Origin of the sequence: Nonomuraea zeae, assembly GCF_005889725.1 — a bacterium.
Taxonomy (GTDB): Bacteria; Actinomycetota; Actinomycetes; order Streptosporangiales; family Streptosporangiaceae; genus Nonomuraea; species Nonomuraea zeae.
In genome coordinates, this window is sequence record NZ_VCKX01000380.1 from 1 (window position 1) to 10,331 (window position 10,331).

The 10,331-nt window shown below is 71.2% G+C and carries 12 protein-coding genes; 11 read left to right on the forward strand and 1 reads right to left on the reverse strand.

Annotated elements, in window-relative coordinates:
• Positions 1 to 133: 133 nt before the first annotated feature.
• From pafA to ETD85_RS55450, 5 genes are all read left to right on the forward strand, one after another.
• The gene (pafA, locus tag ETD85_RS55430) at positions 134 to 1,492 is read left to right on the forward strand and encodes a Pup--protein ligase (protein WP_138697901.1); all 1,359 of its coding nucleotides are present in this window, start codon (positions 134 to 136) and stop codon (positions 1,490 to 1,492) included.
• Between the two features lie 105 nt (positions 1,493 to 1,597).
• A complete protein-coding gene (locus tag ETD85_RS55435; protein WP_138697902.1) occupies positions 1,598 to 2,530 on the forward strand; it encodes an FKBP-type peptidyl-prolyl cis-trans isomerase in 933 nt (310 codons plus the stop codon).
• 124 nt (positions 2,531 to 2,654) lie between these two features.
• Positions 2,655 to 3,554 carry an FKBP-type peptidyl-prolyl cis-trans isomerase gene (locus tag ETD85_RS55440; protein WP_138697903.1) on the forward strand — a complete coding sequence of 300 codons (900 nt, stop codon included), beginning with the start codon at positions 2,655 to 2,657 and terminating at the stop codon, positions 3,552 to 3,554.
• A 119-nt stretch (positions 3,555 to 3,673) separates the two neighbouring features.
• Positions 3,674 to 4,327 carry a helix-turn-helix transcriptional regulator gene (locus ETD85_RS55445; protein WP_138697904.1) on the forward strand — a complete coding sequence of 218 codons (654 nt, stop codon included), beginning with the start codon at positions 3,674 to 3,676 and terminating at the stop codon, positions 4,325 to 4,327.
• A 20-nt stretch (positions 4,328 to 4,347) separates the two neighbouring features.
• Entirely contained in the window at positions 4,348 to 4,827 is a 480-nt protein-coding gene (locus ETD85_RS55450) for a DUF3291 domain-containing protein (RefSeq protein ID WP_170247376.1), read from the forward strand.
• Here ETD85_RS55450 and ETD85_RS55455 read toward each other — a convergent pair.
• Positions 4,773 to 5,840, reverse strand: coding sequence for a DUF3866 family protein (locus ETD85_RS55455; protein WP_138697906.1), 1,068 nt, complete (start codon positions 5,838 to 5,840; stop codon positions 4,773 to 4,775). The two genes, ETD85_RS55450 and ETD85_RS55455, sit on opposite strands and share 55 nt — an antisense overlap.
• A gap of 38 nt (positions 5,841 to 5,878) precedes the next feature.
• Here ETD85_RS55455 and ETD85_RS55460 point away from each other — a divergent pair, with 38 nt between their 5' ends.
• The 6 genes from ETD85_RS55460 to ETD85_RS55480 all read left to right on the forward strand — a co-directional run bounded on the left by ETD85_RS55460 (position 5,879) and on the right by ETD85_RS55480 (position 10,251).
• Entirely contained in the window at positions 5,879 to 6,853 is a 975-nt protein-coding gene (locus ETD85_RS55460; RefSeq protein WP_138697907.1) for a helix-turn-helix transcriptional regulator, read from the forward strand.
• Positions 6,854 to 6,884: 31 nt separating this feature from the next.
• Positions 6,885 to 7,850 (forward strand): helix-turn-helix transcriptional regulator, encoded by a 966-nt coding sequence (locus ETD85_RS55465; protein WP_138697908.1) that lies wholly within the window; start codon positions 6,885 to 6,887, stop codon positions 7,848 to 7,850.
• Positions 7,847 to 8,002: a hypothetical protein gene (locus ETD85_RS64050; RefSeq protein WP_170247377.1), complete on the forward strand. Its 156-nt coding sequence runs from the start codon at positions 7,847 to 7,849 to the stop codon at positions 8,000 to 8,002. The genes ETD85_RS55465 and ETD85_RS64050 overlap by 4 nt, the downstream gene beginning before the upstream one ends.
• A gap of 67 nt (positions 8,003 to 8,069) precedes the next feature.
• Positions 8,070 to 8,393: a Sec-independent protein translocase subunit TatA gene (tatA, locus tag ETD85_RS55470; RefSeq protein WP_138697909.1), complete on the forward strand. Its 324-nt coding sequence runs from the start codon at positions 8,070 to 8,072 to the stop codon at positions 8,391 to 8,393.
• A gap of 90 nt (positions 8,394 to 8,483) precedes the next feature.
• Entirely contained in the window at positions 8,484 to 9,347 is an 864-nt protein-coding gene (gene tatC / locus ETD85_RS55475) for a twin-arginine translocase subunit TatC (RefSeq protein WP_138697910.1), read from the forward strand.
• 16 nt (positions 9,348 to 9,363) lie between these two features.
• Entirely contained in the window at positions 9,364 to 10,251 is an 888-nt protein-coding gene (locus ETD85_RS55480) for a diacylglycerol/lipid kinase family protein (RefSeq protein WP_138697911.1), read from the forward strand.
• Positions 10,252 to 10,331: the final 80 nt, after the last annotated feature.

Consider the following 10,331-nt stretch of genomic DNA (forward strand, 5'->3'; position numbering starts at 1 on the left):
GGGACAGAGAGCGGCCGGTGGGCGCGGTCGGGGGCGGTCTGGCGTGGGGAAGTAACCGGGCAAAAAGGACGCCGCGGGAAAACACCCGGGAAGATCTCTCCCGCTTGCCGATCCGTGGGCATAGTGTGAGGTGATGGATCGTCGCATCTTCGGGCTGGAGAACGAGTACGGCGTGACCTGCACGTTCAGGGGCCAGCGCAGGCTGTCCCCCGACGAGGTCGCGCGCTACCTGTTCCGGCGGGTCGTGTCCTGGGGCCGATCGAGCAACGTCTTCCTCCGCAACGGCGCGCGTCTCTATCTGGACGTGGGCAGCCATCCTGAATACGCAACACCCGAGTGTGACAACGTCATCGAGCTCGTCACCCACGACAAGGCCGGCGAGCGCATCCTCGAAGGCCTGCTCGTGGACGCCGAGAAGCGGCTGCGCGAAGAGGGCATCGCCGGTGACATCTATCTTTTCAAGAACAACACCGACTCAGCCGGAAACTCCTACGGCTGCCACGAAAACTACCTGGTCGGCAGACACGGGGAGTTCGGGCGGCTGGCGGACGTGCTGATTCCGTTCCTGGTGACGCGGCAGATCGTGTGCGGTGCCGGCAAGGTGCTGCAGACGCCTCGCGGCGCCGTCTATTGCGTCTCGCAGCGGGCCGAGCACATCTGGGAGGGCGTCTCCAGCGCCACCACCCGCTCCAGGCCCATCATCAACACCCGGGACGAGCCGCACGCCGACGCCGAGCGGTTCCGCCGCCTGCACGTCATCGTCGGCGACTCCAACATGAGCGAGACCACCATGCTGCTCAAGGTCGGGGCCACCGACCTGGTGCTGCGCATGATCGAGGCGGGCACGGTGATGCGCGACCTGTCGCTGGAGAACCCGATCCGGGCCATCCGCGAGGTCTCCCACGACATGACCGGGCGGCGGCGGGTGCGCCTGGCCAACGGGCGCGAGGCCTCCAGCCTGGAGATCCAGCAGGAATACCTGTCGAAGGCGAAGGACTTCGTCGACCGCCGCGGCGGCGACGCCATCGCCCACCGGGTGCTGGAGCTGTGGGAGCGCACGCTGCACGCGGTCGACACGGGCAACCTCGACCTGGTCTCCAGGGAGATCGACTGGGTCACGAAATACCAGCTCATCGAGCGTTACCGCAAGAAGTACGACCTGCCGCTGTCCTCGCCCAGGGTGGCGCAGCTCGACCTCGCCTATCACGACGTGCACCGCAAGCGCGGCCTGTTCTACCTGCTGCAGAAGCGCGGCTCGGTGGAGCGGGTGGCCTCCGATCTGAAGATCTTCGAGGCCAAGTCGGTGCCGCCGCAGACGACCAGGGCGCGGCTGCGTGGCGAGTTCATCCGCAAGGCGCAGGAGAAGCGCCGCGACTTCACCGTGGACTGGGTGCATCTCAAGCTGAACGACCAGGCGCAGCGCACGGTGCTGTGCAAGGACCCGTTCCGCAGCGTCGACGAGCGGGTGGACAAGCTCATCGCCGGCATGTAGCGGCGGGGGCGCGGGTCTGGACGAACGCGGCATGTGGTTTACCTCGGGCCTACCTGGAAGTCAGGTAGTGTGACGCGAATCTGACGTCTTTTCCGAGGGAAACCCATGCGCCGCGCTCTGGCCGTACTGGCCGCCGTGCCTTTGATCTTGTTCGCCGCCGCTTGCGGGTCCGACGGCGGCGCGACCACCAGCGCCGCTCCCAGCGGGCAGGCTGGGGTCAAGGTCACCGGGAACGTGGGCGCCAAGCCCACGGTGACCTTCCCCTCCGGCTCGCCCGCCACGAAATCGTCGTACGAGGTGATCACGCCCGGCACCGGCGCGGCGGTCAAGGCCGGTGACAAGGTCATACTCAACCTGACCGTCTACAACTGGGACGGCAAGGGCAACGCGGTCCAGGGCTCCTCCTACGACACCAAGGCGCCGGAGACGATCGCGGTCAACGAGCAGCTCCCGCAGGTGCTGCAGGAGGGCTTCACCAAGGTCAAGCACGGCGGCCGGCTGCTGGCGGTGCTGGCCAACGACGCGGTCGCCCAGCCGCAGACCACCGCGCCCGCCGAGCCGACCAAGGTGTTCGTGCTCGACATCGTCGGCACGCAGCCGCCCGCGCTGAAGGCCGCTACCGGCAAGGAGACCGGCGACAGCATCAAGGGCGTCAAGGTGGACAACCCCGGCGGCGAGAAGGCCCCGACGCTGACCACGAAGACCGGCGAGAAGCCGTCCAAGGAGCTCGTCGTCAAGACGATCATCACGGGCACCGGCGCCAAGGTGCAGGCCAACCAGACGCTCACCGTCCACTACACGGGCAAGATCTGGGGCACCGACAAGCAGTTCGACTCGAGCTGGGAGCGCGGGCAGCCGGCGGAGTTCCCGCTCGGCAACGTGATCCAGGGCTGGCAGAAGGGCCTGGCCGGGGTGCCGGTCGGCAGCCGGGTCGTGATGAGCATCCCGCCGGACCTCGGCTACGGCGACCAGGCGCAGCAGAACATCCCTGCCAAGAGCACGCTCGTCTTCGTCGTCGATGTCCTGGCCGCCTACTAAGTCGTCGCCGTCCTGGCCGGCCGCTGAGCGGTTCCACCGGCTTACTGACGCGTGATCTCATAACGCGGTAGCATCGCGAGCCCGGCGGCGCAGCGCCGCCGGGCCGCTTCGCGTGGGAGGACCGATGCGCCGCCGCCGTACCGTCGCGCTGCTGCTGGCGTCCCTGATCCCGGCCGCGTGCACGGGCGAGGCCGCCGGCGCGCTGGACCTCAAGGTGGGCGGCACGTTCGGCGCCCGGCCGTCGATCGTCTTCCCCGGCGGCAAGCCCGCGGCCGGCCTGCAGGTGGACGAGCTGGCCACCGGCAAGGGCGCGCCGCTGCGGAAGGACGACGTGGCGATCGTCCAGTACACCGCCCACGTGTGGGACGGCGCGGAGAACCGCCTGGTGGACTCCAGCTTCAACCGGGGCACCCCGGCCGCGTTCCCGGTGGGGGAGCTGCTGCCGGGGCTGGACCGTGCGCTGCAGGGCCGCAGGGTCGGCAGCAGGATCATCGCCGCCATCCCGCCCGAGGACGGGTTCGGCGCGAACCCGCCGCAGGGCATCGAGGCGGACGACGAGCTGTTCTACGTCATCGACATCCTCGGCGCCCACCCCAAGGGCGCCTCGGTCGAAGGGGGCGGCGGCTCGCTGGCGGGCGTGCGCGTCACCGGGGGAGCGCGTCCCGGGCTGGCGGTGCCGGCCGGCGCGCCGCCCGCCGCGTTCGAGGCCAAGGTGCTGGACCGGGGGGCGGGCCGCAGGACGCAGGCGGGCCAGCTCGTGGTCACCCAGTACGAGGGCGCGATCTGGAGCAGGCGCCGCATCTTCGACGCGACCTGGTCGACCGGCCGGCCCAAGGCGTTCAAGATCGGCGACGGCAGCGTGCTCAAGGCGTGGGACAAGGCCCTGGTGGGGGTGCCCGTCGGCAGCCGCGTCCTGATGATCGTCCCGCCCGCCTACGGCTACGGGGCCACGGGGCAGCCCGCGTACGGCATCAAGGGCTCCGACACGCTCGTCTTCGTCGTGGACGTCCTCGCCGCCTACTGACCTGACCGCCGGGTTCGTCTCTCCCGTCCGCACGTGCGCGTCTCCCGTCCGCACGTGCGCGTCTCCCGTCCGCACGTGCGTGCGAGCACGCCGGGTGAAAGCTTTCATAGACTCCCGCTGTGAGTAGCGACGACCTCGATGCGCTGGCCCTGTTGCACGACCCCGTACGCCGCAGCCTGTACGAAGCGGTCGCGGCCGGTGGCGGCGACGTCGGGCGCGGGGAGGCGGCCGAGGCCGCGGGCGTGTCCAGGACGCTGGCCGGGCACCATCTCGACCGGCTGGTGGAGGCCGGGCTGCTGGAGAGCGGCTTTCGCCCGCAGGAGAAGAAGGGGCCGGGCAGCGGCCGGCCCGCCAAGGTCTACCGCAGGGCGAAGGGCGAGCGGTCGGTGAGCCTGCCGGCCCGCGACTACGCCGCGCTCGCCTCGGTCCTGGCCGACGTCGTGGACCTCCTCGGCGCCGAGGAGCAGGCCGAGGAGGCGGCCCGCCGCGCGGGCGCCAGGCTGGCCCGGCGGCACCAGGGCGAGCCGGTCGAGCAGGTGCTCGGCGAGCGCGGCTACGAGCCCTACGCCGAGGGCGGCACGCTGCGGCTGCGCAACTGCCCGTTCCACGCCCTGGCCGAGGAGCAGCCGCTGCTGGTGTGCTCCATGAACCTGGCCCTGTGCCAGGGGCTGCTCGAAGGGCTCGGCGACGATCCGGCCAGGGCGGGGCTCGATCCCCGGCCGGGGGAGTGCTGCGTCTCTCTAAAACAAACGAATATTGACATAGAAGGCTGAGGGGTGGTGTGCTGAGTCCCATGCATCTCGCCCAGCTCAACATCGCCCACCTGCGCGCGCCCATCGACAGCCCGCAGCTCGCCGAGTTCGTCGCCCTCCTGGAGCCCGTCAACGCCCTCGCCGACGAGGCGCCGGGCTTCGTGTGGCGGCTGAAGGAGAGCGAGAGCGACCCCACCGCCACCGTGATCCACGAGTACGGCGACCACCTGCTGGTCAACTTCTCGGTCTGGGAGAGCCGGGAGGCCCTGTGGGACTACGTCTATCGCAGCGCCCACCTGGGCGTGCTGCGCCGGCGCAGGGAGTGGTTCCTGCGCGCGGTGGAGCCGTACATGGTGATGTGGTGGGTGCCCGAGGGGCACATCCCGTCCCTGGCGGAGGCGATGCGGCGGCTGGAACGCCTCAAGGCGGAGGGCCCGAGCCCCGAGGCGTTCACGTTCAAGGACTCCTACGACAGCAGCGAGGCCGTCAGCCTGCCCGCGGCCGCCGAGGCCAGGAAGTAGGGCAGGTCCTCCTCCAGGCCCCGGCCCATCGTCGACAGGCGCACGGGAGACTCGCGCAGCGCGTCGTGCAGGCCGCCGACCGGGACCGGCACCAGCCGGTGCCGGACGGCCAGCAGCTCGGCCTGGTCCCTGACCCGCTCGCCGAACTCGCCGGGCAGCTCGGGCACCGGCACGTCGGCGGGTGACAGGGCGACCCGGCCGTAGGCGGTCAGCGAGTGGTGCGAGACGCCGTAGTGGCGCTCGCGCTTGTCGCCCTCGCTGACCCGCAGCGCCGCCACCGGGCGTCCCCGCAGCACGCCCGCGGCGTTGACCGCCTCGCCCGCGGACACGCCGGAGAAGCCCCACCGGGTCCCCGTGCCCAGGTTGCCGGGACCCTGCGTGACGATCGCCACGTCCGCCTCCAGCACGAGCCTGGCCGCCAGCAGCCCGGTGTGCACGGTGACCGCCTCCACGTCACCGCCGAACGACTGCCCGACCGTCACCACGCCCGCCAGCCAGCCGATCTCGCGCAGCCGCGCCGCCGCCATCGAGAACCAGACCGGCAGCGCGCCGCCGTCCAGCATCACGTACGCCACCCGGGTGCCGGGGGCCGAATCGAACAGGCCGCACAGGATCGGCGGCAGCGCCGAGTGCAGATCGGCCACGACGACCGGCATGCCGTCCAGCGAGTCGGCCTCCCGCAAAAGCGCGTGATGCGGGGAATCCTGCTCGTCCGCGCCCAGCACCGTGGCCTGCAGCGGCGTGTACCGGGCCTTCACCAGGTGCCCGGGTCCCTGAGGATCTTGCGGCAAACGGTTCGGGACGGCCACCACCATGGCGTAACCTCCCGTACCGAGACCCATCGCGAGTGCGGTCGTGTTGAGCAGCACCTCATCGCCGGGTTCCGGGCGCCCCACCAGGGGTGGATACGCCAGCGCCCGGCACTCCCCCTCGGGGACGGCGACGTCCAGCTCCACCGCTCCCGGCCACTCGCGTCGGATCCGGACAACCTCGCCCTTGCGCCATCTGATCACGGGGGCAGGGTAGCGTCGATGAAGGAGGAGTGAGGCAGATGTCGCGCCGTAAGACGGAACGGTTGCTCAATCTGGTGATCTGCCTGCTCGCCACCCGGCGCCCGCTGTCGGCCGAGCAGATCCGCCAGGCGGTGCCGGGCTACGACCGCGATGGCGACGAGGCGTTCCAGCGCATGTTCGAGCGGGACAAGAACGAGCTGCGCGAGATCGGCATCCCCATCGACGTCGTACGCGACCCGTGGGAGGACGAGCCGGGCTACCGGATCGAGCGGCAGTCGTACGAGTTGCCCGAGATCACCCTGGAGCCCGACGAGGCCGCGGTGCTGGGGCTGGCCGCGCAGGTGTGGCAGCGGGCGAGCCTGGCGGAGGCCGCGTCGGGCGCGCTGCTGAAGCTGCGCGCCGGCGGCGTGGCCACCGACCAGCCGGTCGGCGGGTCCATCGGCGGCACGTTCGGCGGCGGCGCGCTGGAGCTGCGGGTCGACACGCGTGACCCGGCCTTCCCCGCGCTGTGGGACGCCGTGCGCGACCGGCGGGTGGTGCGCTTCGACTACCGCGCCTCCGGCAGCGAGAGCGTGCGCAGCCGCACCGTGGAGCCGTGGGGCGTGGTCAGCCGGCGCGGCCGCTGGTATCTCGCCGGGTTCGACCGCGGCAGGCAGGCGCCGCGCGCCTTCCGGCTCAGCCGCATCACCGGGCAGGTCGCCTCCGTCGGCAGGGCGGGGGCGGTCGAGGTGCCCGCGGGCGTCGACCTGCGGGCCATGGTCGGCTTCCCCGACGAGCCGATGGACGAGAGAGTGGCCGTCGTCCGCGTGCGCCAGGGCGCCTGCGAGGGGCTGCGTACCCTGGCCAGGGCCGTGCACCAGGGCACCGACGGCTGGGACGAGGCCGAGCTGGTCTTCTCCGACCCCGAACGGCTGGCCGGCTGGATGGCCAGCCTCGGCGCCGACGTCGAGGTCGTCGAGCCGCCGGACGCCCGCGAGGCCGTCATCCGCAGACTGAAGGGGGCCGTCACGTGAGACGAGTGCGACGACCGGGCGGGAGGCCGTCATGAGCGGGTCCGCCGACCGGCTGCCGAGGCTGCTGGCGCTGGTGCCGTACCTGATGTCCCATCCGGGGGCGCAGCTCGGCGAGGTGGCCGGGGTGTTCGGGCTGAGCGAGAAGCAGCTCATCGACGACCTGCAGCTCGTGTGGATGTGCGGGCTGCCCGGCCACACCCCTGGCGACCTCATCGACGTGTCCTGGGACGGCGGCGAGATCCTCATCGACAACGCCGACACCATCGCCAGGCCGCTGCGGCTGGGCATCGACGAGGCCAGCGCGCTGCTGGTCGCGCTGCGCATGCTCTCCGCCACCCCCGAGCTGGCGGAGGTCCCCGGGGACGCGCTGCCCCGCGTCATGGCCAAGCTGGAGCGGGCCGCGGGCGAGGGCGCGGCCACCGTCAGCAGCCAGGTCGCCGTGGACGTGGACGCCGCGCCGGACGCGCTGCCGCGCGTTCGCGAAGGGCTGACCAGGGGGCGCCGGCTCTCGCTTCGCTACTACGTGCCGGGGCGCGACGAGGTGACGCCGCGCGAGGTCGATCCCATGCGGGTCGTGGTCGTGGACGGGCGCGCCTACCTGGAGGGCTGGTGCTACCGGGCCGAGGCGATGCGGCTGTTCAGGCTCGACCGGGTGCTCGGAGTGGAGGTGCTCGACGTGCCCGCCGACCCGCCCGCGGAGGCCGAGCCCATCGACGTGGCCCAGGGCGTCTTCCGCCCCTCTCCGACGGACGAGCTGGTCGAGCTGGAGGTCAGCGCGGCCGGCCGGTGGGTGGCCGAGTACTACCCGTGCGAGCAGGTGACCGAGCTGGGCGAGGGCCGGCTGCGGGTGACGCTGCGGGCCCGCGACGAGGACTGGATCATCAAGCTGGCGCTGCGGCTGGGCGACACCGGCCGGGTCGTCGCGCCGTCCGCGATGGCCGAGACCGTACGCCGGGAGGCCGAGCGCGCCCTGGCCCTGTACGCTCACCAGTCATGATGTGGATCCTCCTGGCCGCCGGGCTGTGCCTGGCCGGGCTGGCCGTGCTGGGCGTCGCGGGAGCCAGGGTCGTCGTGGCGGCCCGCGCCCTGAACCGGCAGATCGCTCATGTTAACCAGCAATTCAGGGTTAAAGAGGACGCCAAGGGATGAGGCAGCGCCCCCGGCAGCGTACGATCGTGCTGAAGGACAGCAACTCGCTCACCATGAAGGACGTCACATGAACTTGGGAGCTCCGGAGATCATCCTGATCTTGGTGGCTTTGGTCCTGCTTTTCGGTGCCAAGAAGCTGCCGGACCTCGCCCGTGGCGTCGGCCGGTCTCTGCGCATCTTCAAGGCGGAGACCAGCAAGATGACGACCGATGACGACGACCACGACAAGCCGACCGTCGTGCAGGCTCAGGCCCAGCCGCAGCCGGTCGCGCCGCAGGAGATCCACGCGGCGCCGCCCGCGCCGGAGCTGTCGGCCGAGGAGCAGGCCCGCCGGCTGGAGGAGCAGGCCGCGCGGCTGCGTGCGAGCGCCCAGGCCGACAAGCGCCCCTGACCCCCCGTCTCCTCATCCCCAGGACTGCTGATGGCGCTGCTGAAACGGTCGGGCCCCAAACAACAACCTGAGCGGGACCCAGAAGGCCGCATGCCGCTCATGGAGCACCTGCGCGAGCTGCGCAACCGGCTGCTCATCGCGTTCGCCGCCGTGGCCGTGGGCCTGATCATCGGGTGGATCGTGTCCACGCCGGTGTGGGAGATCCTCAAAGAGCCCTACTGCTCGACCACCCAGTCGCATCAGCTCAACGGGCGCTGCAGCCTGACCTACAACGGCATCTTCTCGTCGTTCTTCATCACGCTGAAAGTCTCGCTGATGGTCGGCCTCGTGGTGTCGTCGCCCGCCTGGCTCTACCAGATCTGGGCGTTCGTCACCCCGGCCCTCTACCGCACGGAAAAGCGCTACACGCTGGCCTTCCTGGGGCTGGCCATCCCGCTGTTCACCTTCGGTGCGGCGCTGGCCTACTTCATCATGGACACCAGCCTGGCGTTCCTGCTGAGCTTCTCGCTGGACGACACGGTCGCCACCATCTCGATCGACGACTACCTCGACTACGTCCTGATCATGTTGCTGATCTTCGGGGTCTCGTTCGAGCTGCCGTTGCTGCTGGTGTTCCTCAACATCATCGGGGTGCTGTCGCACGCCACGGTGGCCAAGCACCGCCGGCTGGTCATCTTCCTGATGTTCGTCTTCGGCGCCGTGGTCACGCCGGGCGGCGATCCGATCACCATGATGGCGCTGGCCGCGCCGATGATCATCTTGTTCGCGGCCGCCGAGCTGGTGATGTTCCTGCGGGAGAAGAGGCGCCCGCAGAGCGAGTTCGCGGACCTGTCGGACGACGAGGCCTCGCCGCTGACCGAGGACGACACGCCGATCGACGTCGATTCCGTCTCGGACTCCGCCCCGGATCCCGACGGCGGGCGTTCAGGAGAGGATTCCGGTTCCGCCCGATAGGCGATAAGTTCCGGGCGTGTCCTTGCAACTCGCCCTGCTCGTCAATCCCGCCGCTCGCGGCGGCCGTACGCTGCGCTTGCTCGAGCCCGTGGCGCGCCGCCTGCGGGCCGGCGGGGCCGAGCTGTCGGTGATCGTCGGCAACGACGCCACCGACGCGCTCGAACGCGCCTGCACCGCCGTGGCCGAACGGCCCGACGCGCTCGTGGCCTTCGGCGGCGACGGCCTGGTGCACCTGGCCGTGCAGGCCGTGGCCGGCACGGACGTGCCGCTCGGCATCATCCCCGCGGGCACCGGCAACGACATCGCGGACGCGCTGGGCCTGCCGTGCAAGGATCCCGTCGCGGCGGCCAGGACCGTGCTGCGCATGAGGACGCGCCCCGTGGACGCCGCCAGGGTCGTGGCCGGGCGGGCCGACGAATTGTTCGCCGGCGTGGTGTGCTGCGGGTTCGACTCGCGGGTCAACGAGCGCGCCAACCGGCGCACCTGGCCGCAGGGGATGGGCCGCTACCTGGTGGCGCTGGCGGAGGAGCTGCGCTCGTTCCGGCCGATCCCGTTCCGGGTCACCTTCGACGGGCAGGAGGTCGTCGAGCGCGAGGCCATGCTGGTGGCGGTGGCGAACACGCGCTCCTACGGCGCCGGGATGCGGGTCTGCCCGGACGCCAGCCCCGACGACGGGCTGCTGGACGTGATGATGCTGGACGCGATGTCCAAGACCGAGTTCCTGCGGGTGTTCCCGAGCGTCTACCGGGGTACGCACGTCAGCCATCGGGCGGTGTCGGTGCGGCGGGTGCGCAGCGTGCGGCTGGAGGCCGAGGACGTGGTGGCCTACGCCGACGGCGAACGCGTGGGGCCGGTGCCGATGGACTGCGAGATCCGGCCGGGGGCGTTACAGGTCATCGTTTGAGATCTACAGTGTAAAGGCGCCCGGCCGGGTGCACGGCCGCACGCGCGGCGGCGGGACGGCGGGCGGGCCATGACGGGCGG